The sequence below is a fragment of the Mycolicibacterium sarraceniae genome, assembly GCF_010731875.1.
Taxonomy (GTDB): domain Bacteria; phylum Actinomycetota; class Actinomycetes; order Mycobacteriales; family Mycobacteriaceae; genus Mycobacterium; species Mycobacterium sarraceniae.
Genome location: NZ_AP022595.1, coordinates 3172111 through 3193614, shown reverse-complemented (window position 1 = coordinate 3193614; position 21504 = coordinate 3172111). Strand labels below are relative to the sequence as shown.

Annotated in this window: 18 protein-coding genes; 5 read left to right on the top strand and 13 right to left on the bottom strand. The window is 67.3% G+C overall.

The window, feature by feature from the left end:
• Nucleotides 1–13: 13 nt before the first annotated feature.
• Nucleotides 14–1762, bottom strand: a complete 1749-nt coding sequence (locus G6N13_RS15865) for a proline--tRNA ligase (protein ID WP_163698483.1) — start codon at nucleotides 1760–1762, stop codon at nucleotides 14–16.
• 23 nt (nucleotides 1763–1785) lie between these two features.
• Nucleotides 1786–2208 carry a VOC family protein gene (locus tag G6N13_RS25915; RefSeq protein ID WP_163698481.1) on the bottom strand — a complete coding sequence of 141 codons (423 nt, stop codon included), beginning with the start codon at nucleotides 2206–2208 and terminating at the stop codon, nucleotides 1786–1788.
• A gap of 180 nt (nucleotides 2209–2388) precedes the next feature.
• Between G6N13_RS25915 and G6N13_RS15855 the strand changes: the two genes are divergently transcribed.
• The 3 genes from G6N13_RS15855 to G6N13_RS15845 all read left to right on the top strand — a co-directional run bounded on the left by G6N13_RS15855 (nucleotide 2389) and on the right by G6N13_RS15845 (nucleotide 6493).
• Nucleotides 2389–3042: an ATP-binding cassette domain-containing protein gene (locus tag G6N13_RS15855; protein ID WP_179965160.1), complete on the top strand. Its 654-nt coding sequence runs from the start codon at nucleotides 2389–2391 to the stop codon at nucleotides 3040–3042.
• Between the two features lie 2 nt (nucleotides 3043–3044).
• Nucleotides 3045–5051: a YhgE/Pip domain-containing protein gene (locus G6N13_RS15850; protein WP_179964993.1), complete on the top strand. Its 2007-nt coding sequence runs from the start codon at nucleotides 3045–3047 to the stop codon at nucleotides 5049–5051.
• Between the two features lie 107 nt (nucleotides 5052–5158).
• Nucleotides 5159–6493 carry a purine-cytosine permease family protein gene (locus tag G6N13_RS15845; protein ID WP_163698477.1) on the top strand — a complete coding sequence of 445 codons (1335 nt, stop codon included), beginning with the start codon at nucleotides 5159–5161 and terminating at the stop codon, nucleotides 6491–6493.
• Between the two features lie 5 nt (nucleotides 6494–6498).
• Here G6N13_RS15845 and G6N13_RS15840 read toward each other — a convergent pair whose 3' ends face one another.
• From G6N13_RS15840 to mqo, 8 genes are all read right to left on the bottom strand, one after another.
• Complete coding sequence (locus tag G6N13_RS15840; protein ID WP_163698475.1) at nucleotides 6499–7992, bottom strand: MFS transporter; 1494 nt, start codon at nucleotides 7990–7992, stop codon at nucleotides 6499–6501.
• An 87-nt stretch (nucleotides 7993–8079) separates the two neighbouring features.
• The gene (locus G6N13_RS15835) at nucleotides 8080–9645 is read right to left on the bottom strand and encodes an MFS transporter (RefSeq protein WP_163698473.1); all 1566 of its coding nucleotides are present in this window, start codon (nucleotides 9643–9645) and stop codon (nucleotides 8080–8082) included.
• Nucleotides 9646–9667: 22 nt separating this feature from the next.
• On the bottom strand, nucleotides 9668–10897 hold the full coding sequence (cobA, locus tag G6N13_RS15830) for a uroporphyrinogen-III C-methyltransferase (protein ID WP_163698471.1): 1230 nt from the start codon (nucleotides 10895–10897) through the stop codon (nucleotides 9668–9670).
• On the bottom strand, nucleotides 10894–12270 hold the full coding sequence (locus G6N13_RS15825) for a cobyrinic acid a,c-diamide synthase CobB (RefSeq protein ID WP_163698468.1): 1377 nt from the start codon (nucleotides 12268–12270) through the stop codon (nucleotides 10894–10896). The genes cobA and G6N13_RS15825 overlap by 4 nt, the downstream gene beginning before the upstream one ends.
• A gap of 2 nt (nucleotides 12271–12272) precedes the next feature.
• Nucleotides 12273–12887 carry a cob(I)yrinic acid a,c-diamide adenosyltransferase gene (gene cobO, locus G6N13_RS15820; protein WP_163698466.1) on the bottom strand — a complete coding sequence of 205 codons (615 nt, stop codon included), beginning with the start codon at nucleotides 12885–12887 and terminating at the stop codon, nucleotides 12273–12275.
• Between the two features lie 18 nt (nucleotides 12888–12905).
• A complete protein-coding gene (locus tag G6N13_RS15815) occupies nucleotides 12906–14735 on the bottom strand; it encodes a magnesium chelatase subunit D family protein (RefSeq protein ID WP_163698464.1) in 1830 nt (609 codons plus the stop codon).
• Entirely contained in the window at nucleotides 14732–15205 is a 474-nt protein-coding gene (locus G6N13_RS15810) for a GNAT family N-acetyltransferase (RefSeq protein WP_163698463.1), read from the bottom strand. Before G6N13_RS15810 ends, G6N13_RS15815 begins: the two co-directional genes overlap by 4 nt.
• Nucleotides 15202–16773, bottom strand: a complete 1572-nt coding sequence (gene mqo / locus G6N13_RS15805; protein WP_163702184.1) for a malate dehydrogenase (quinone) — start codon at nucleotides 16771–16773, stop codon at nucleotides 15202–15204. Before mqo ends, G6N13_RS15810 begins: the two co-directional genes overlap by 4 nt.
• 193 nt (nucleotides 16774–16966) lie before the next feature.
• On the opposite strand from mqo, the gene G6N13_RS15800 reads away from it, so the two are divergent.
• Nucleotides 16967–17929 (top strand): alpha/beta hydrolase, encoded by a 963-nt coding sequence (locus tag G6N13_RS15800; protein WP_163702182.1) that lies wholly within the window; start codon nucleotides 16967–16969, stop codon nucleotides 17927–17929.
• A gap of 10 nt (nucleotides 17930–17939) precedes the next feature.
• Nucleotides 17940–19352, top strand: a complete 1413-nt coding sequence (mtr, locus tag G6N13_RS15795; protein WP_163702179.1) for a mycothione reductase — start codon at nucleotides 17940–17942, stop codon at nucleotides 19350–19352.
• A gap of 107 nt (nucleotides 19353–19459) precedes the next feature.
• Here the strand turns inward: mtr and G6N13_RS15790 are convergent, their stop codons facing one another.
• The 3 genes from G6N13_RS15790 to cbiQ all read right to left on the bottom strand — a co-directional run bounded on the left by G6N13_RS15790 (nucleotide 19460) and on the right by cbiQ (nucleotide 21503).
• Nucleotides 19460–19825 (bottom strand): hypothetical protein, encoded by a 366-nt coding sequence (locus tag G6N13_RS15790; protein ID WP_163698461.1) that lies wholly within the window; start codon nucleotides 19823–19825, stop codon nucleotides 19460–19462.
• 164 nt (nucleotides 19826–19989) lie between these two features.
• Nucleotides 19990–20730 (bottom strand): energy-coupling factor ABC transporter ATP-binding protein, encoded by a 741-nt coding sequence (locus G6N13_RS15785; protein ID WP_163698460.1) that lies wholly within the window; start codon nucleotides 20728–20730, stop codon nucleotides 19990–19992.
• On the bottom strand, nucleotides 20727–21503 hold the full coding sequence (cbiQ, locus tag G6N13_RS15780; RefSeq protein ID WP_163698458.1) for a cobalt ECF transporter T component CbiQ: 777 nt from the start codon (nucleotides 21501–21503) through the stop codon (nucleotides 20727–20729). The genes G6N13_RS15785 and cbiQ overlap by 4 nt, the downstream gene beginning before the upstream one ends.
• Between the last annotated feature and the right edge of the window lies 1 nt (nucleotide 21504).

The following is a 21504-nucleotide window of genomic DNA, read 5'->3' as shown; positions in this document are numbered from 1 at the left end:
ATGATCAGCGGCGTCAAACCTCTCGACAAGCTGCGTGGACGGCGGATGCGGCACCATCGACGCTGATCTCGCGCCTGTCACCGGTGAAGCGGTTACGCAGCTCGACGACACCGTCGGCCCAGCCCCGTCCGACTACGACAATCCACGGCACGCCGAGCAGTTCGGCGTCCTTGAACTTCACCCCCGGCGAGGCGGTGCGGTCGTCGAGCAGAACGTCCAGGCCCAACCGGTCCAGATCGCGGGTCAGCTCTTCGGCGCCGGTCCGAGCCTGCGCATCCTTGTTGGCGATCACCACATGCACATCGAACGGCGCCACCGACGACGGCCAGCGCAACCCCAACTCATCGTGCTGCTGCTCGGCGATCACCGCGACGAGCCGGGAAACCCCTACGCCATACGAGCCCATCGTCAGCCGCACCGGCTTACCGTCTTCACCGAGCACATCGGCGGAGAACGCATCGGTGTACTTGCGGCCCAGCTGAAAGATGTGGCCGATCTCGATACCACGCGCCGACACCAGCGGTCCGGCGCCGTCCGGTGACAGGTCCCCGTCGCGCACCTCGGCCGCCTCGATGGTGCCGTCGGCAACGAAATCCCGGCCGGCCACCAGACCGACGACATGCTTACCGGTTTCATCGGCGCCGGTTATCCACGTCGTCCCGTCCACCACCCTCGGATCGACCAGGTAGCGAACACCGTTGGCCAGCAAGCTTTTCGGGCCGATGTACCCCTTCTTCAGGAAGGGGTGCCTGGCGAAATCGGCATCGTCGAGCAGCGTGTATTCCGCGGGCTCCAGCGCGGCGCCGAGGCGCTTATCATCCACTTCACGGTCGCCGGGCACGCCGATGGCGAGCAACTCCCACTCGCCGCCCGGTACCCGTGTCTTCAGCAGCACGTTCTTGAGCGTGTCGGCCGCCGCCACCTCCCGGCCCAGATCCGCGGAGTTGGCCCACTCCACCAGAGCCGCGATCGTCGCGGTGTCCGGGGTGTCGTACACCGTGGCATCCGGCAGACCCTCGAGCGGCAGGGACTCGGGAACCGCGGTGATCACCGCCTCGACATTCGCCGCGTATCCAGACTGCAAGCAGCGCACAAACGTGTCCTCGCCGACCTCGCTTTCGGCAAGGAATTCCTCGGAGGCCGACCCGCCCATCGCACCGGACACCGCCGAGACGATCACATAGCGAATTGCCATGCGCTTGAACATCTTCTGGTAGGCCTCGCGGTGCGCGTGATACGCGGTCTTGAGGCCGTCGTCGTCGACGTCGAACGAGTACGAGTCCTTCATGACGAACTCGCGTCCGCGCAGGATGCCGGCCCGGGGGCGGGCCTCGTCGCGGTATTTGGTCTGGATTTGGAACAAAACCAGCGGGAAGTCCTTGTAGGAGCTGTACTCCCCCTTGACCGTGAGGGTGAAGAACTCCTCGTGGGTGGGGCCGAGCATGTAGTCGTTCATCCGGCGGTCCTTGAGCCGGAACACCCCATCGCCGTACTCGGTCCAGCGGTTGGTGGTCTCATACGGCGCCTTCGGCAGCAACGCGGGAAACAGGATCTCCTGCCCGCTGATCGCAACCATCTCCTCGCGCACGATCTTCTCGACCTTGCGCAGCACCCGCAGGCCCAGCGGCAGCCAGGTGTACAGCCCGGGCGCCACCGGCCGGACGTAGCCGGCGCGGATCAGCAGTTTGTGGCTGGGCACTTCGGCGTCGGCTGGGTCATCGCGCAACGTGCGCAAGAACAGCTCGGACATGCGGGTGATCACAGTGGGCAAGCCTAGCGATGCCCTCAGTCGCGCCCCTGCCAGGTGCAGATGCAGGCCTCGTTGCCCTCCGGGTCAGCCAGGACCCAGAACGCCGGCGCCGCCGAATCCGATAGCACCGTGCCGCCCGCCGCGATCGCCGCGGCGATGCGTTCGGTCGCCGCGTCGTGGGGCACATCGATATCGAGGTGGATGCGGTTGCGCTGCGGGCGCGGGGCGTCCATCTGCTGAAACCAGAGCGCCGGACCGCGCCCCGACGGGTCGATGGCGTCGATGACGTCGATGGCGTCGATGGCGATCTGCACGGCCAGCGCAGCCACCTGACTGGCCTGCGCGAGGGACGGCACCGGGACTTCGGTGTAGATGGCACCGAGTACCAACCGCGAGCCCAGTTCGGCGATGGCGTCGGAGATCTCCTGGCGGCTCGGCCGATCCGACGATGCACTCATCGAACTGAGCCTAACGATGCCGGGGTCAGTAGTCTCCGGGGTGTGATTTCGCGCGCGGACCATCTTCACGGCATGTTGTGATGTACGGGCACAGATCAACGGGAGGGCGCAGTGGAACCGGAAAGTCCTGATAGCCGTACCGACGATGGGCCGTCCGCAGTCGTCGCCCGCGATATCAGGATGCGCGGCCCGTGGGGTCCGGTGTATGGACCCGTCGATCTCGACATCCCCAGCGGCGGCCTCAACGTATTGGTATGCCCGGCCGGATCCGGGCGCACCGCGCTGCTGATGACGATCGCCGGGCGGATGACACCCCAATCCGGGACCCTGACAGTGTTCGGCGCCACCCGCGCGCGCGACATCTTTTCGCAGTCGGCCCTGGCGGGCATCGACGAACTCGATACGGTGCCCGAATCGGTGACCGTCCGCGATCTGATCACCGAGCAACTCCGTTGGGATTCAGCGTGGTATCAGATGGTGCCCAAGGCAAACGAAGCCACTCTGAGTGCGGTATGCGCGCCGGTGTTCGGACCACACCGGCTCCCTCCCCTCGACGAGTACTTCGAGGAACTCACCGAACTCGATCGACTCCTGTTGCGAATCGCGCTGGCCAACACCGGTCGGCCGCCGCTGCTGGTCGTCGGGCACCTGGACTTCGTCACCAGCGACGTCAATCGGGACCTGCTCATCGAGCGGCTCATCGATCTGGGCCGCGACCAGACGGTCGTCACCGCGACGGTCAACGACGTAGATCGCCACGCCGTGCGGTCACAAATCCCGGTGGCAAACGCAGACCGCGCTGAACTGTCGGAAACGCAGAAAGGGACTGGCTGATCATGCTCGCCGGACTGTCGCTTGGCACCGATCTCAAGCGTTACTCCCGGGGTGTCCTCCCCCGAATCGCGCTGATCACGATCATCCTCATGCCGCTGCTGTACGGCGCAATGTATCTGTGGGCGTTCTGGAATCCGTTCGCCGCGGTCAACAAAGTGCCCGCCGCGCTGGTCAACGAAGACACCGGCACGCACGTCCAGGGCAAGCCCCTTCGTGCCGGCGATCAGGTGGCCGGCGCCCTCAAGAATTCGGGCCAGCTGCTGCTGCACGAAGTGTCCGCCGCCGACGCCGCCAAGGGTCTGGCCGACGGCACCTACTACTTCACCATCACGATCCCGGCCGATTTCAGCGCCGATATCGCCTCGCCCTCCGGCGGCGATCCCGCGCAGGCCAGCCTGCGGTTCACGTTCAACGACGCGAACAATTACCTGGGCTCGATCATCGGGCAGAACGCCGCCCGCGAGGTGATCAACCAGGTCAACAGCGCCGTGGGCGAGCAGACCGTCGGGACCGTGCTGAGCGGGTTGACCGACGCGGGCGCGGGATTGGTGGCCGCCGCCGACGGCGCCGACCGGCTGGCGTCAGGTTTGGTCACCGCCGATGGCGGGGCGCATCAGTTGGCCACGGGCTCGCAGACATTGGCCACCAGCATGGCCACCGCTCGGGATGGTGCGGCCCAGCTTTCATCGGGCACCCAGCAGCTGAGCACCGCGGTAACGACGGCGACGGACCCACTCATCGATGTCCTCTCGCGCGTCGACGGGCTGGGACTCGACCCGGTCGAAGTCGGTGCGGTGGCCGAACGCCTCAGCGGGGCGGTGCGCTCGACAACTGATCGCCTCGCCGCGCTGCACGTCGACCAGACGCAAGCGGCCGCCATCATCGACCAGGCGGTCGCCACGTTGTCGGCCAACCCCGACCCGACGATCCGTGACGTCGGTGGAGTCCTGGCCGGGGCGCAGCGGCTGTTACGGGCGCAAGGGATCGATCCCGCCACTGATGATGGACTTACCCGGTTGCGCGACAGCGCATCTCGCCTCGAGGGCGATCTCGGCGACCCCAACAGCAAGCTGCGGAAGTTCCTCACCGCCGCCGTCGACGGCCACCTGCGCACCGATGTGGTGAAGCTGCGCGACGGGGCCCAGCAACTCAACTCAGGCGCACAGCGCCTCAGCGCAGGCCTTGTCGCGCTGACCAACGGCAGCAATCAGCTTGCCTCGGGTGCGCAGCGCTTGGCCGACGGGACCGGACAGTTGCGCGACGGCAGCCAGGAACTCGCCGCGAAGCTGCGCCAGGGGTCTACCCAGGTGCCGTCGTGGACGCCACAACAGCGCACAGAGGTGGCCAGGACCGTCGCCGCTCCGGTGAATTTGGACATGGTGACGCACAACCCGGCCGCAACGTTCGGCACCGGGTTCGCCCCGTTCTTCCTACCGTTGGCACTGTTCATCGGCGCCCTTATCATCTGGATGTTGTTGACCCCGTTGCAGTCCCGCCCGATCATCAACGGGCTCGGTGCCCTGCGGGTGGTGCTGGCGTCCTATTGGCCGGCACTGCTGGTGGCGATCTGCCAAGTCGTCGTGATGTATGCGGTGGTGCACTTCGGAGTCGGGTTGAAGGCCCAATATCCGGTGTTCACGGTGGCGTTCCTGATCCTGGTGATCGCCGCGTTCCTGGGCATCATCCAGGCATTCAACGCGGTGTTCGGAGTCGCCGTCGGACGGGTGGTGACGCTGGCGTTCCTGATGTTGCAGCTGGTCTCGGCGGGCGGGATCTATCCCGTGGAGACCACCGCGAAACCCTTCCAGTTCATCCACCCGGCGGATCCAATGACCTATGCCGTCAACGGTTTACGCCAGCTCATCAACGGTGGGATCGATCACCGGCTGTGGGTGGCCGTGGCGGTGCTGACCGGAGTGCTCGCGGCTGCACTGGCTGCGAGCGCGTGGGCAGCACGGCGCAACCGGCAGTACACGCCTGCACGGCTACATCCACCCATCGAGGTGTAGGCAGCATGGTCGGCAGACCGGCCCTCTAGGGTGAACGGGTGACACCTGAATCGTCGCCCACAGCGTCTGCTGGGTCTTCCCTGGCGGCCCCTACCTACTCCGGCCGGATGCCATCGCACGTCGGCGACATGGCGGTCGAGACGCAGGGCATCGCCCCGATCCCGCCGGGCAACCGGTACGGCGGTGCGCGGCGGCTGTTCACCGTGTGGTTCGCGCCCCAGGTGAACATGACGGTGGTGTTCACCGGCACGCTGGCCGTGGTGCTGGGGCTGGGGTTCTGGCTCGGTCTGCTCGCGATGGTGATCGGTACGGTCGTCGGTTCGCTGGCGGTCAGCTATCTGTCCACCTGGGGTCCACGCACCGGCGCGGCTCAATTACCCAACGCGCGCATGGCATTTGGCGGAACCGTCGGGGTGGTGGCGGTGATCCAGTGGTTGTCGTCGATTGCCTGGGATGGGCTGGTCGGGTTGTTCGGCGGTGAGGCGCTGGCCGAGCTGTTGGGCATGCCGTTCTGGCTCGCGGTGGTCATCGTGCTGGCCGCGCAAGGCGTCGTCGGCGTCTTCGGCTACGAGGTGATCCATCGCGTACAGGCAGTGATGACCGTCATCCTCATCGCCACATTCGCAGTGTTCGCCTGGAAATTGATCAGCGGGCATCCGGTGATCTCGCTACCCACACTCAGCGGTGCGGATCTGGCCGGGGCGTTCGTGCTGGAGATCACGATCGCGCTGAGCCTGGCGATCTCGTGGGCCAGCTACGCCTCGGACTACAGCCGCTACCTACCGGAGAACACCTCACGAAAAGCGGTGTTCGGCTACACATTCGGCGGCCTGGCGGTGGCGTATATCGCCGTGCAGGCCATCGGGGTGGCCGCCGCAGGCACGCTCACCGATCAGACCGCCCAGGGCGTACGCGAGATCATGGGCGGTGGCGTGCTGGGTGCGGTCGCGCTGTTGGTGATCGCACTGGGTTCGGTGGCCTCCAACGCGATGAACGACTACAGCGGCTCGCTGGCGCTGCAGACCGTCGGGGTTCGGGTGCGCCGGCCGGTGTCGGCGGTCGTGGTGGTGATGATCGCATTCGCACTGATCATGTGGCTGCATTCCGGCGACCTGGCCACCCGCTTCCAGGGTGTGCTGCTGTTCGTCAGCTACTGGATCCCGGCATTCGTCGCGATCGTGGCCATCGACTGGCGCTATCGCAGCGCCGGGCGCGACACCGTCAACCCCGCCGCCGAGCTGACACCGCGTACCGACGCCCTCATGGCGCTTGCGGCTTTCTTCGTGGCGTTCGCCGTGGCAATCCCGTTCATGCACACGAACCTGATCGTCGGCCCGGTGGCCACTGCGCTGCACGGTGCCGATCTGGCATACTTCGTGAATTTCCTTGTCGCAGCGGCAGTTTACGGCGGCTATCGGCTGATGCGGGCCCGCCGAGCCTGAACCGGCTACAGCTCGCCGGCCTCGACCGCTTCGCGGGTGTGCTGGGCCGCGGCGATATCCCTGGTCGAGAATCCGATCCCGAGTGCGGCCACCCCGACGAGCAGCGCGATACCAGCCACCCACAGCAGTGAGTAGGTGTAGCCGTAGCCGAGCGCGTCGAGTTGGGCGGGCGTCATGTACTTCACCGGCCCGGTGGTGCCGCCCAGATACAGCGTGCGGGAGGTCTGCACAGCCTGGATGACCACCAACACCAGCGGCCCGCCGAGGTTGAACATCATCAGCGTGATCGAGGACACCGGGCCGACCTCGCGGGGGCCGATGTTGGCCAGTGTGCACAGCGGCAGGATCACCGAGATGATCCCGATTCCCAGGCCGCCGATGACGATCGGGACGAACAGGTCCGGGAAATAGGGGATCTGGCGGTTCAGCGTCGAGCCGTACAGCATGGCCGCGAGCACCAGCAGTCCCCCGCCGAGGATCACCCACCGCGGCGGGATCCGCAGCGCCAGCTTGGTGGCCACGACATTGCCGACCACGAAGGCGGCGGCGAACGGCATGAAGCAGATCCCGGCCCGCAGCGGCGAATAGCCCAGCACGTCCTGCACGAGGAGGCCGATCATCACGCTCAGGGTGAGCATCACGCCGCCGGCCAGAAAGTACGCCGCGAAGGAGGCGACCCGGCTGCGGCTGTCGAATACCGAGAACGGCACCAGCGGGTTATCGGCACCGCGCTCGACGATCAGGAAGGCGACCAGGAATACCACCGCGGCCACGCCCGCTCCGATCACCCACGGATCAACCCAGCCGCGCGGCGGGCCCTGGGTGAAGACCAGCACAGCCGCGGTGCACGCCAGCGTGGCCAGCAGTGCGCCGGTGATGTCGAGTTTGAGGCGTTCGTGCCGGGTTTCCTCGAGGCGGGTCAGCGCGACGACGATGATGAATATGCCGATCGGCACGTTGACCAGGAACGCCAGCCGCCAGGACAGGCCGGTCAGCGCACCGCCGAGGACCAGCCCCAGCACCGAGCCGAGGCCCTGCATGGCCGCCGATACCGCCAGCGCCTGATTGCGGGCATGACCGACGGCATATGTGGTGGCGATGAGCGCCAGCCCGGTCGGGGCCGCCACCGCGGCACCCATGCCCTGCACCGCGCGCGCGACGATCAACGTCCACTGCTCGTTGGCCAGCCCGCAGGCCAGCGAGGCGATGGTGAAGACCCCGACGCCGGAGATGAACGCCCGCTTGTGGCCGACGGCGTCGCCCACCCGCCCGCCGAGCAGCAGCAGGCCGCCGAAGGTGAGCACGTAGGCGGTGATCACCCAGCTTTTGGAGGCGTCCGACAGCCCCAGTTCGGACTGCATGCGCGGCAGCGCGACGATCACGATCGTGCCGTCCAGCGTGGACATCAACTGCATGCCGGTGATCGCGACGATCGCCAGCCCCAGCACTCGGGAGGCAAGCGGTCTGGTGGCCGGTAGCGGACCGCTCGCGCCAGACATGGGAAGCAACCCTACCGCTCTGGACTGGGCGCGCTTTCGTGCGTAGGGCGCACGAAAGCGCGCCGAAACGGAAAGGAGATCGCAGAGCTACAGCTCTCCGGCGTCGATCGCGTCCTTGACTTCCTGCGCGTGCGCGACCTGCGCCGCGGTATAGCCGATGAACAGCGCGACCGCGCCGACGATCACCGCGACGGCGGCGACCCACAGCAGGCCGTAGGTATAGCCCTGGTCCAGGGCATGCAGTTGCGCTTCGTTCATCTTCTTCACCGGGCCGGTGGTGCCGCCCAGGTATAGCGTGCGCGAGGTGATCACGGCCTGAATGATGGCCAGCACCACGGGTCCGCCGAGGTTCTGCAGCATCAAAGCGATCGCCGAAACCGGGCCGATCTGGTCGAATCCGACACCGGCGATGGCCGACACGGTGAGCGGCACGACGATCATGCCGATACCGAAGCCACCGACCGTGATCGGGATGACGAGGTTCGGGAAGTACGGAATACCGCCGTTGAGCGTGGAGCCGTAGATCATGGCGGTCAGCACCAGCACGCCACCGCCGATCACCAGGATCCGCGGTGGGAACCGGGACACCAAGGCCGAGGACAGCCCAAGGCCGATACCCAGGGCCACGACGAACGGGATGAAGCCGATACCGGCCTTCAAGGCGCTGTAGCCCATGATGTCCTGCACGTACAGACCGATCAGCACGGTCAGCGTGAACATGACCCCGCCGGCGAGGAACACAGCGGCGAACGTCGCCAGCCGGTTGCGGTCGCGGAACAGGCTGAACGGGACGACCGGGTTCTCGGCAGTGCGCTCCACCACGACGAACGCCAGAAACGCCACCGCGGCAAGCGCGCCCGAGGCCAAGGTGACCGGGGTGAGCCAGCCGTTTTCCGGCCCCTGGGAGAAACCGAACACTGCAGCCGTGCAGCCCACGGTGGCCAGTAGTGCGCCGGCGGCGTCGAGCTTCATCCGCTCTCTGTGCGTTTCGCGCAGCGTCTTCTGAGCCAGGTACAGCATCAGCAGGCCGATCGGGACGTTCACCAGGAAGGCGAGTCGCCAGGAAACCTCAACCAGCGCACCGCCGACGACCAGGCCCATCACCGAGCCGACGCCCGTCATCGCGGCGAAGACCGCGGTCGCGGCGTTACGGGCCGGCCCCTTGGGGAAGGTGGTAGCCACCAGCGCCAGGCCGGTCGGCGAGGCGATCGCCGCGCCGACGCCTTGTAACAGGCGCGCGATCACCAGAGTCGTTTCGTCCCAGGCGATACCGCACAGCACCGAGGCGATGGTGAACAGCGCGACGCCGGCAATGAAGGTGCGCTTGCGGCCGATGGTGTCGCCGAGACGGCCGCCGAGCAGCATCAGTCCGCCGAAGGTCAGGACGTAGGCGGTGATGACCCAGCTGCGGCCGGCATCGGACAGGCTGAGTTCGTCCTGGATCTTGGGCAGCGCCACGATCGCGACGGTGCTGTCCATCGTGGCCAGCAGCTGCATGCCACCGATCGCGGTCACCGCGGCGAGGAAGCGCTTCGACGGCAGCCAGGCGGGGTACCGGCTGGTGCGCTCGAGGGACGTCGACTCGAGGCGCATGGGAACAGCGCGCTCTGAGCTGTTGGCGGTCGCCCGAGCAGCGTCGTTGAGGGCCGTCATAGCGGCCAACCCTACAGGAATCTTAAGAAGACGTTAAGTGCGAGGCGCCGCAGACCCCCACAACGGGACCGATCACGATGATCGCCGGAGGCTTAATACCGTCTCCTCGAATGCGTTCCGGTGCGTCACGCAGCGTCGTCCGCACAATTCGTTCGGCGGCGGTGGTCCCGTGCTGCACCACCAGAACCGGCGTTTCCTCAGGTCGGCCGCCTCCAATCAGTGCTTCGGCAAACAATTCGATGCGTTCGACCGCCATCAGCAGCACCAGCGTTCCAGACAACTGCGCCAGCGCATTCCAATTCACTAACGATTCCGGATGATCAGGTGCCACATGGCCGCTGACCACCACGAATTCGTGATTGACGGCCCGGTGGGTGACCGGAACGCCCGCCATCGCGGGCACCGCTATGGCACTGGTCACACCCGGCACAACTGTGACGGGTATCCCAGCCTCGGTGCAGGCGAGGACTTCCTCATAGCCGCGGGCGAACACGAACGGGTCCCCGCCCTTGAGCCGCACGACGAAGCGGCCTGCTTTGGCCCGTTCGATAAGAACGTTGTTGATGGCTTCCTGGGCCATCGCCCTCCCGTACGGGATCTTGGCGGCGTCGATGACCTCGACATGGGGGCCGAGCTCGGCGAGCAGCTCGGGCGGGGCCAGCCGGTCGGCGACGACGACGTCGGCGCGGGCCAAGAGGCGCCGGCCGCGCACGGTGATCAGCTCCGGGTCACCGGGCCCGCCGCCCACCAGTGCGACACTGCCGGACACGATATCGCTCGTATCGGCGGCGATCAGCCCTTGCTGGAATGCCTCGCGGATGGCCGAGCGGATGGCCGCCGAGCGGCGGTGTTCCCCGCCGGCCAGTACGCCCACCACGAGTCCGTCGTGGTCGAAGGACGCCGGGGTGACCGCGGACCCTTCCACGGCAATGTCGGCGCGCACACAGAAAATCTGCCTGCGCTCGGCCTCGGCTACGACCGCCGCGTTGACGTCCGGGGCGTCGGTGGCGGCGATCGCGTACCAGGCGCCGTCGAGATCGCCGTCGCGGTAGTCGCGCAGCTGCAACGTGATCCCCGGTGACGTGGTGGATAGCACCTCCACCGCCGGGGTCGCGGCGCGGGCGATGACGTGGACGTCGGCGTCGCTTCCGATGAGCAGCGGCAGCCGTCGTTGAGCCACCGTGCCGCCGCCGATCACGACGACCTTCTTCCCGGCCAGGCGTAAGCCGACGAGGTAGGCGTTCTCGGTCACCGGGCGAGCTTAAAGCGTGTCGCCGCGCGTTCGACAAACCCAGCGACCGAACGAGGCTGCGCCGCGGGGTGGGTATGGAGGTACGACGCGTGCACGCCGGCGCACACCGCACCCTCGCGTACCGGTTGCCCGTCGCTTCCGCGGAATCCCCAGGCCGGTTCGACGGCGCCGGTGAATTCGGCTGTGGTGCGGTGGAATTCGTGACCGACGACCCGCTCCCCCGCGGTGTGCAGGGACGAGTCGGACAGCGCCACGGCTTCCCGGTAGCCCAGGGTCAGCCGCTGGGTGAACCGGGCCGAACCGGCCAGCACCCCGCACATCGCATGCCCGTCCAGCTCATCCATGAGGTAGGCCAGCCCGCCGCATTCGGCCTGCACCGGCGCGTGGGCGGCCAAGTCGCGGATCTGGGCCCGCAGTTCGCTGTTGGCCGACAGGTCGGCCAGATGCTGCTCGGGGAAACCGCCCGGCAGCACCAGGGCGGCGGTGTGCGCGGGCAGTGCATGGGTGAGTGGATCAAATTCGACGACGTCGGCACCGGCGGCAGCCAGCAGCTCGGAGTGTTCGGCGTAGCCGAAGCTGAAGGCCTTGCCGGCAGCCACCGCGACCAGCGGGCGTCCGCCGGTGGGCCGCCCGATGACGTCCTCGGGAGCCCAGGGCGGCGCCGCCACTCGGGATCCACCCAGCGCGACGACCGCGGGCAGGTCGACGTGGCGGGCAACGAGCGCGGTCATCGCGGCGACCGCGGCCCGCGCCTGCTCCCCGTGCTCGACGGCGGTGACCAGACCCAGATGCCGAGACGGCACCGACAATTCGTCATCGCGAGGTATCGCACCGAGCACCGGCACACCGACTGCTTCACTGGCCTGGCGCAGCACCTGCTCATGGCGTGTGGTGCCGACCCGGTTGAGGATCGCCCCGGCGATGTGAATGCCGGGGTGAAACGTCGTAAACCCTTGCAGCACAGCTGCGATACTCTGGCTCTGACCGCGGGCGTCGACCACCAGCAGCACCGGGGCGCCGAGCAGTCCGGCGACGTGTGCGGTGGAGCCGCGGGCCGGGGTGACGATGCGCTCGTCGATGCGGCCGTCGAAAAGGCCCATCACCCCTTCGATCACGGCAATATCCGCGTCGCGGGTGCCGTGCCGGTACAGCGGCCCGATCAGCTCTTCGGGCACCAGGACCGGGTCGAGGTTACGGCCGGGCCGGCCGGCGGCGAGCGCATGGTAGCCGGGGTCGATGAAGTCCGGACCAACCTTGAACGGCGCGACCCGATGGCCGGCCGCCCGTAGTGCGCCGATCAAACCCGTTGCCACCGTGGTCTTTCCGCTCCCGGATGCGGGGGCGGCGATCACGACGGCCGGAATGGACACCATGCTCACCACTCAATACCGCGCTGGCCCTTGCGGCCGACGTCCATCGGATGTTTGACGCATCCCATCTCGGTCACCAGGTCGGCGGCATCGATCAGCCGCTGCGGCGCATCACGTCCGGTGATCACCACGTGCTGGCCACCTGGCCTCGACATCAGCACCTCGACCACATCGTCGACGTCCACCCACCCCCATTTCAGCGGGTAGGTGAATTCGTCGAGGACGTAGAAGTCATGGCGGTGCTCGGCCAGCCGTGCGGCGATCTCGGCCCAGCCTTCGGCCGCCGCCGCGGCGTGGTCATCGTCCGAGCCGGTCTTACGAGTCCAGGACCACCCCGACCCCATCTTGTGCCACTCCACCGCACCGCCGATGCCTTGTTCGGTGTTCAGTGTGCCGAGCGCGGCGAAGGCCGACTCCTCGCCGACCTTCCACTTGGCGCTCTTGACGAACTGGAACACCGCCACGCTCATCCCGGCGTTCCACGCCCGCAACGCCATTCCGAAGGCCGCGGTCGATTTACCTTTACCGGGCCCGGTGTGCACCGCGAGCACCGGGGTGTTGCGCCGGGCCCGCGTGGTCAGGCCGTCATCAGGCACGGCGATCGGCTGGCCTTGCGGCATGGTCGGTCCCCTTCTGCTTCAGGCGGCGCGGCGCAAAGCCTGTGCCAGATACTCTGCGCGCAGCTGCTCCAACTGCAGCAGCGGGGCTTCCAGATTCTCGGCCAGATCCGCGGCCAAACCCAGCCGGATGTACGACGTCTCGCAATCCACCACCACCGCGGCAGCACCCTCCGCCACCAGTTGGCGAGCCGCGGAACGGCTGCGCCCCAACGGATCCGGTCCACCAGTCGCGCGGCCATCGGTCAGCACAACCACCAGGGGGCGTCGAGTCCGATCGCGCACGCGCTCACGGATCACGATGTCGCGAGCGGCCAGCAGCCCCTGCGCCAGCGGCGTGGCACCGCCGGTGTCGAAACGGGTCAGCCGCCGCGACGCGATATGCGCCGACGTCGTCGGCGGGAGCAGGACTCGAGCGCCATCTTGGCGAAAGGTGATGACGGCGACCTTGTCTCGGCGCTGATAGGCATCGCGCAACAGCGACAGTGCCGCCCCGGTCACCGCAGACATCCGGTCGCGTGCGGCCATGGACCCGGAGGCATCGACGACGAAGATCACCAGGTTGCCCTCGCGGCCGACTCGGATCGCCCGGCGGATGTCCTCGGGCTGCGGGCGCAGCCGGCCGTTGCCCGCCGCGCCCAGCACGGTGGCGAACAGATGCAGCCCGTGGCCCTGCCCAGGGGCGTCGGTGGCGGTGATCACCGCCCCGGACCTGTTGCGAGCCCGGGAGCGCCGGCCGGGGTTTCCCTCCCCGACCCCGGGCACGGTCAGTGCGCGGGTGCGAAACGTCGCAGCGGGCGGCGCAGATGGCTTAGGCGGTGCCGACGACGCATTACCTTGCGGCGCAGACGGTGGCGACGATCCGTCATCTACCTGCCCGCCACCCGGCGGATCTGAATCGGGATCGGGCTCAGGCTCGGGGTTGGGATCGGTGCTGGCCAGCGCCTCGTCGAGCTGAGCGGGGTCAAGACCCGGGTCATCGAACGGATCGCGCCTGCGCCGATGCGGTAGCGCTAGCTCGGCGGCCACCCGAATATCTTCCTGCACAACGGATTCCGCTCCACGCCACGCCGCGTGCGCTACCGCCGTACGGGCCACCACCAGGTCGGCGCGCATCCCGTCGACGTCGAACGCCGCACACAGCGCCGCGATCCGGGTCAGCTCGGCATCGGGCAGCACAACGTCAGCGACCCGGTCTCGGGCCGCCGCGATCCGGCGGGCCAGCTCGCTGTCCTGCTCGGCGTGCCGGGCGGCGAATCCGGCCGGGTCGGCCTCGTAGGCCAACCGCTGGCGGATCACCTCACTGCGCACCGTCACATCGCGGGAGGCATGCACGTCCACGGTCAGCCCGAACCGGTCCAGCAGCTGCGGACGCAGTTCGCCCTCTTCGGGATTCATGGTGCCGATCAATACGAAGCGCGCCTCATGCGAGTGCGAGATCCCGTCGCGCTCGATGTGGACCCGGCCCATGGCGGCGGCGTCGAGCATGATGTCTACGAGGTGGTCATGCAGCAGGTTGACCTCGTCGACGTAGAGCACACCGCCGTGCGCGCGGGCCAACAGGCCCGGCGAGAACGCATGCTCACCGTCGCGTAGCACCTTCTGCAGGTCCAGCGAGCCGACCACCCGGTCCTCGGTCGCTCCGATGGGCAACTCGACCAGCCGTGAATCCGCGTCGACCTGGCTCAGGACCGCCGCCAATGCCCGCACCGCAGTCGATTTCGCGGTGCCCTTCTCGCCACGGATCAGCACGCCGCCGATCTCGGGACGCACCGCGCACAGCACGAGAGCCAGCCGCAGCTGGTCGTGCCCGACGATCGCGCTGAACGGGTACGGGGCTGCCGAGCTCACGATCGTTCGGTTTCGGTACCGCCGGTGCGGCGCACCATCGGCACGTGCGGAATGCCGTCCTCGACGAATTCGGCTCCGGCGGCGACGAAGCCGTGCCGGGCATACATATCGGCAAGGTACGTCTGGGCGTCGATCCGGCACACGTAGTCGCCCACCTCGGCGATCGCGGCCTGCAGCAGCCGGGTGGTGTGGCCCTGGCCGCGGGCGGCGCGCTGGGTGCACACCCGGCCGATGCGGAACGTCTTCCCCCCGCCGACGTGCTCCTCCATCAGCCGCAGCGTGGCGATCACCGTGCCGTCGGGCTGCTCGAGCCAGAAGTGCCGGGTCTCGGCGAGCAGGTCACGGCCGTCGAGCTCCGGATACGGGCAGGCCTGCTCGACAACGAACACCTCGACCCGCAGCTTCAACAGCTCGTAGAGAGTCGCCGCATCGAGGTCCTTGGCCCAGAAGCGGCGCAGGGCGACCGTCACACCACTCCCGCGGGTTCCGGGCTTCCGGAACCCGAAGCGGCGCGCGCGATATCCGCCCCGGCGGCCAGTGCGGCACGGCTGGCGTCGGCCCGGCTTTCCAGCCCAAGCACCTTGGTGCCATGCGCCCACACCTCGGCGAACAGCTCCGGATTCTCCGAGAGCTTGACGCCGAGGGAGGGCACCATCTCCTTGAGCTTGGGCAGCCAGCCCTGGTAGCGATCGGCGAAGCAACGCTGCAGGACGTCGATCATGGCCGGGACGGCGGTGGATGCGCCCGGGGACGCACCGAGCAGGCCGGCGATCGAGCCGTCGGCGGCGGTCAGCACGGCGGTGCCGAACTCGAGCACACCGAGCCTCTTGGCATCACGTCGGATTACCTGCACCCGCTGGCCGGCGATATCGATCTCCCAGTCGGAATCCCTTGCCGTGGGCGCGAATTGGCGCAGATCGTTGACCCGGTCGGCCTCGCTGAGAGCCAGCTGGCCGATCAGGTACTTCAGCAGACCCATCTCGGTGAGGCCGACGCCGATCATCGAGGCGAGGTTATTGGGCTTGACCGACAGCGGCAGGTCGGTGACCTTGCCTTCCTTGAGGAATTTCGGCGACCAGCCGGCGAACGGACCGAACAACAGCCACTCCCGGCCGTTGATGACGCGGGTGTCCAGGTGCGGCACTGACATCGGCGGGGCACCCAGCGGCGGGGCGCCGTAGACCTTGGCGTGGTGAGCGGCGGCCAGCTCGGGGTCGCCGGTGCGCAGCCACTGGCCGCTGACCGGGAATCCGCCATAGCCCTTCGCCTCGGGGATCCCGGCCTTCTGCAGCAACGGCAGCGCACCGCCGCCGGCGCCGACGAACACGAACTTCGCCGACAGCTTGCGCCTCTGGCCGGTGCGCCGATTGTGGACCTTGACTGTCCACCCGCCGTCGGACTCCTTGTGCAGGTCGAGCACATCATGGCCGAACAGCGTGGTCATTCCACGTTCGGCGCCGTAGCCGAGCAGCTGGCGGGTCAGCGAACCGAAGTCCACATCGGTGCCGTCTTCGGTCCAATTCAGCGCGACCGGCTCGGAGAAGTCCCGACCCTTGGCCATCAGCGGCAAGCGGCGGGTGAACTCGTCCTGGTCGTCGATGAATTCCATGGTGGCGAACAACGGGTTGCGCACGAGGGTGTCGCGGCGGCGGCGCAGGTAGTCGATGTGGTCGGTGCCCTGCACGAAGCTGACGTGCGGGATCGGGTTCAGGAAGCTGCGGACGTCAGGCAGGATGCCATTCTCGTGCGCGTAGCTCCAAAACTGGCGGGTGACCTGGAACTGTTCGTTGACGTTAATGGCCTTGGCGATGTCGATCGTGCCGTCGGCCTTCTCCGGGGTGTAGTTGAGCTCACACAGCGCCGAGTGGCCGGTGCCGGCGTTGTTCCACGGATCGGAACTCTCGGCAGCGGCCGCGTCGAGGCGCTCGATCAGCGTGATCGACCAGTCCGGTTGCACCAGTCGCAGCAGGGCCCCCAGCGTCGCGCTCATGATTCCCGCGCCAACCAGCACCACGTCGGTCTTGGTCGTATCAGACACCGCTTTGTCGTCCTTTACTTCAGACACCTGTACAGATGGTCAAGGTTATCCCGCCCGGCACCGACTTATTCGTGAGAGTCGCCAGCACCACACCCCGATGTAGCCAGCGCCACACCCGGTTAGGGTAGAGCGTGTGACGGCAGCTCGGGCCGAATGGGCCGACGATGTCCTAGCCGGCTACCAACAGACCACCATGGCGTTGGGGCCGGACCCCGATGGTGAGGGCGATCTGTTCGCCACCCTGGTGCGCCGCGCCGGCGGCGGGCCCGCGGCGCAGACCGTGCTCGCGGTGCACGGTTTCACCGACTACTTCTTCAACACCGAACTGGCCGATCATTTTGCCGCCGCCGGATTCCGGTTTTACGCCCTGGACCAACACAAGTGCGGCCGGTCCTGGCGCGAGGGCCAGACCCCGCACTTCACCACCGACCTCGCCCGCTACGACCGTGAGCTGGAGCGGGCGGTCGAGATCATTGCCACCGAGAATCCCGGCTCGACGATGCTCGTGTACGGCCATTCCGCCGGCGGGTTGATCGTCTCGCTGTGGCTGGACCGGGTGCGTCGGCGTAACGCGACGGCGGCGCTGTCGCTGGGTGGTTTGGTGCTCAACAGTCCGTGGCTGGACTTGCACGGCCCGGCGGTCCTGCGGACCCGGGTGACGTCGACGGCCATCGGCGCGCTGTCGCGGGTGCGCAAGACCAGAGTGGTGCGCGGCACCAGCAAGGGCGGCTACGGGCTGACGCTGCACCGCGACTATGACGGCGAGTTCGATTACAACCTGCAGTGGAAGCCGCTCGGCGGCTTCCCGGTGACCTTCGGCTGGATCCACGCCATCCGCCGCGGCCACGCCACACTGCATCGCGGCCTGGATGTCGGTGTGCCGAACCTGATCCTGCGTTCGGATCACAGCGTGACCGAGAGCGCGGACGCGCCGAGCATGCAGCGGGGCGACGTGGTCCTCGACGTCACCCAGATCGCGCGCTGGGCGGGTTGTATCGGTAACCGCAGCACCGTCGTTCCGGTCCGTGACGCCAAACACGACGTGTTCTTGTCGCTGACCCAGCCCAAGCTCGAGTCCTATCGCGAGCTGGACTCCTGGCTGGATTTCTACCATGCGCATCTGGAATCGGCCGCGCCATCCGCGGGGCGGGGATAAGGGGATTTCGTTGCAGCACTTCGATATTGCGATCATCGGAACCGGTTCGGGCAATTCGATCATTGACGAGCGCTACGCCGGTAAAAAGATCGCGGTCTGCGAGCAGGGTGTGTTCGGCGGCACCTGCTTGAACGTGGGTTGCATCCCCACCAAGATGTTCGTCTACGCCGCCGAGGTGGCGCAGACCGTGCGCGAGTCCGCCCGATACGGCGTCGACGCCCATATCGACGGGGTGCGCTGGTCCGATATCGTCTCGCGGGTCTTCGGGCGTATCGACCCGCTGGCATCCGGTGGCGAGCACTACCGGCGTTCGTCGCCGAATGTGACGGTCTATGACAGCCACACCCGCTTCACTGGCCGCACCGAGAACGGCTACGCGCTGCGCACCGACAAGGGCGAGGAGTTCACCGCCGATCAGGTGGTGATCGCCGCGGGCGCACGGGCGATGATTCCCGAAGCCATCGCGGGCTGCGAGGTGCAGGTCCACACCAGCGACACGATCATGCGCATCCCCGAATTGCCCAAGCACCTGTTGATCATCGGCGGCGGGTTCGTCGCCGCCGAGTTCGCCCACGTGTTCTCCGCACTGGGCTCACGGGTGACGATCGTGATCCGCGGCAGGGGCATGCTGTCGCACTGCGACGACACGATCTGCGAGCGGTTCACCGACATCGCCGCTAAGAAGTGGGAAATCCGTAGTCACCGCAACATGATCGGCGCGCACCACGAGGGTTCACAGGTCGTGATCGAACTCGATGACGGCTCGTCGGTGTCGGCCGACACCGTGCTGGTGGCTACCGGCCGGATTCCCAACGGCGACTTGATGGACCTGGATCTGGCCGGGGTGGACGTCGACGAGGACGGCCTTGTCGTCGTCGATGAATTCCAACGGACCACGGCGCGAGGCGTTTTCGCGCTCGGCGACGTGTCCTCGCATTATCAGCTCAAACACGTCGCCAACCACGAGGCGCGAGTGGTGCGCCACAACCTGTTGCAAGACTGGGACGACACCGAGAATCTGATGCCGTCGGATCACCGTTTCGTGCCATCGGCGGTGTTCACCGATCCGCAGGTCGCCTCGGTCGGGTTGACCGAAAACGAGGCCCGTGCCGCCGGTCACACGTTCAAGGTCACGGTGCAGGACTACGCCGACGTGGCCTACGGCTGGGCGATGGAGGACACCACCGGCATCGCCAAGATCATCGTCGAGGCGGACACCGGAGAGATCCTGGGCGCGCACATCATGGGGCACCAGGCGTCAACGTTGATCCAGCCGCTGATCCAGGCCATGAGTTTCGGGTTGTCCGGCCAGAACATGGCCCGCGGACAGTACTGGATCCACCCGGCACTGCCCGAGGTGATCGAGAATGCGCTGCTATCGTTGTGCGGCGAGCCGCCCTGGCCCAAAGTGCGCCAGCATTAGACATCATCTGCCACACGAGTGGGCCGGAATCACCAAGCGCCAAAAATAGGGAGTTCCCCCCAGGTACTCACCGAAGATCGGTCCGTAGTGTCCGTCCCGATGAACCGTTACGCCTCAACCGCGCCCACCACGCCTGCGATCGCCATCGACGCGACAATGCGGAAGCGGAGGCCATCGGGACGTTGGGTGCGGCAATCACGTTGGGCGACAGCAGTAGTGCGGTCGCGACCAACCTCGGGATCGCCATCGCGGTCGGATCGCACTCCGCCGCGCACGCCGGCACCGCCCAGACCAATTTTTTCTCTGTCGCCGCCTCGATTGCAAACGACTCCGAGGCCGAAGCCTTGGGCCAGGGCAAGGTGGCCGTCAATCGGTTTGGCACCGACGCGAAGGTGCACGCATGTGGCACCGATCTCCTGGCCTTCAACACCGATCTCCTGGCCTTCAACACCGGCAACAAAGAGCACCGTCACCGCGTGGGGGCACACTGAGCAGTGCCCTGAGTCTGGGTGGATATCAAGTAATTGTGGAGACGGCAGGTGACGGTCACGCCAGCTCGGCCTTGCACGTATTGGGTTCCGGTAACGCGGTTGCACCGCCATGGTAGGCGCGGATCACGTTGAGCCAGTGAGGTTATTCACCGCGCAGGAACGGTGAATCCCCAGGGCAATTCGAGCCGGTGGGCGGCCAGTAGCTCGGCATCGGAGAGCACCGCGGCGATGGTGCCGTCGGCGACCACCGTGCCGTGATCCAGGACGATCGCCCGGTCGCACAGCTGCGCGGCATAGGGCAGGTCGTGGGTGACGACCAGCATGGTGGCAGGCAGGGTGGCCAGCGTCTCGGCTAGTTCGCGCCGGGCAACCGGATCGAGGTTGGCCGAGGGCTCGTCGAGCACCAAAATCTCTGGCTCGCAGGCCAGCACGGTGGCCAGCGCCGCGCGCCTGCGCTGACCGCCGGACAGGTGCGCGGGGCTGCGCTCGGCGTGCTCGGTCATCGACACCACAGCCAGAGCGGCGGCAACCCTGGCAGCCAGTTCGTCGCCGGCCACCCCGAAGTTGGCCGGGCCGAACGCGACATCCTGAGCCACAGTCGGCATGAACAGCTGGTCGTCGGGGTCCTGGAACACCAGTCCGACCCGGCGCCTGATATCGCGAAGAGTGTTGCGGGTCAGAGTAATACCGCTTATTTCTATCGCACCCGAGGTGGCGGTCAACACGCCGTTGAGGTGCAGCATCAGCGTGGTCTTGCCCGCCCCGTTGGGTCCGAGAATGGCCACCCGCTCCCCCGCGTTGATGCAGAGGTCGACACCGTAGAGGGCAACGCGCCCGTCGGGATAGCGGTAGTGCAGGCCCTCAACCCGGATCGCCGGATCCCTCATCGCAACGCCCACGCCGAGGCTGCCACCGCGGCCGCCGCCATCGCCGGCGTCAGCGCGTAGGCCCACTGGGCACCCGACGCGCGTGGCCCGGCACCGACGATCGCCAGCTCGGGGACCTTGCCGTCGAATCCACGCGACACCATGGCCAGGTACACCCGTTCGCCCCGCTCATAGGACCGAAGAAACAGCGCACCAACGCCTTTTGCGGTCGCACCGATCTGATGGATGGCCCGTGGGGAGTCGCCGCGGGAGATCCGCGCCATCCGCATCCGGCTCACCTCGGCCGACAGCAGGTCGATGTAGCGGATCATCAGCACGAGCATCGATGTCACCAGACCCGGTACACCGAGCCGGCTCAGCGCCAGCGGCAACTCCCGCGCCGATGTCGTCGCCGCGACGGTCAGCGAGGCAGCCACACCGAGCGTGCCCTTGATGACGATCCCCCACGCCGCCCACAGCCCGGTCACCGACAACGCCACGCCCGCAACCTCGACGCGTGCACCACCTTCGGCGAACGGCAGCAGCACCGCCAGCACGATGAAAGGCGCTTCGATGAGCATCCGCGGCAGAATCCACCGCAATGGGATACCGGCAACCCGCCAGACCCCCAGCACGATCACGGCGTAGAGGGCGAACGGCCAGACCATCTCCCGCGGGGTGGCCACCACCGCGAGGACGAACAGCACCAGACCGGCGATCTTGACTTCGGCGGGTGCGCGGTGCACCACCGATTCGCCGTCCCGGTACAGCGGGTGGGAGTGCCCGGCACCCATC

Coding starts and splice junctions, on each gene's coding strand:
- G6N13_RS25915 (WP_163698481.1), bottom strand. CDS start 2,208: ATGAGTGCATCGTCGGATCGGCCGAGCCGCCAGGAGATCTCCGACGCC.
- G6N13_RS15855 (WP_179965160.1), top strand. CDS start 2,389: ATGCGCGGCCCGTGGGGTCCGGTGTATGGACCCGTCGATCTCGACATC.
- G6N13_RS15850 (WP_179964993.1), top strand. CDS start 3,045: ATGCTCGCCGGACTGTCGCTTGGCACCGATCTCAAGCGTTACTCCCGG.
- G6N13_RS15845 (WP_163698477.1), top strand. CDS start 5,159: ATGCCATCGCACGTCGGCGACATGGCGGTCGAGACGCAGGGCATCGCC.
- G6N13_RS15840 (WP_163698475.1), bottom strand. CDS start 7,992: ATGTCTGGCGCGAGCGGTCCGCTACCGGCCACCAGACCGCTTGCCTCC.
- G6N13_RS15835 (WP_163698473.1), bottom strand. CDS start 9,645: ATGACGGCCCTCAACGACGCTGCTCGGGCGACCGCCAACAGCTCAGAG.
- G6N13_RS15825 (WP_163698468.1), bottom strand. CDS start 12,270: ATGGTGTCCATTCCGGCCGTCGTGATCGCCGCCCCCGCATCCGGGAGC.
- cobO (WP_163698466.1), bottom strand. CDS start 12,887: ATGCCGCAAGGCCAGCCGATCGCCGTGCCTGATGACGGCCTGACCACG.
- G6N13_RS15800 (WP_163702182.1), top strand. CDS start 16,967: ATGGCGTTGGGGCCGGACCCCGATGGTGAGGGCGATCTGTTCGCCACC.
- G6N13_RS15785 (WP_163698460.1), bottom strand. CDS start 20,730: ATGAGGGATCCGGCGATCCGGGTTGAGGGCCTGCACTACCGCTATCCC.
- cbiQ (WP_163698458.1), bottom strand. CDS start 21,503: ATGGGTGCCGGGCACTCCCACCCGCTGTACCGGGACGGCGAATCGGTG.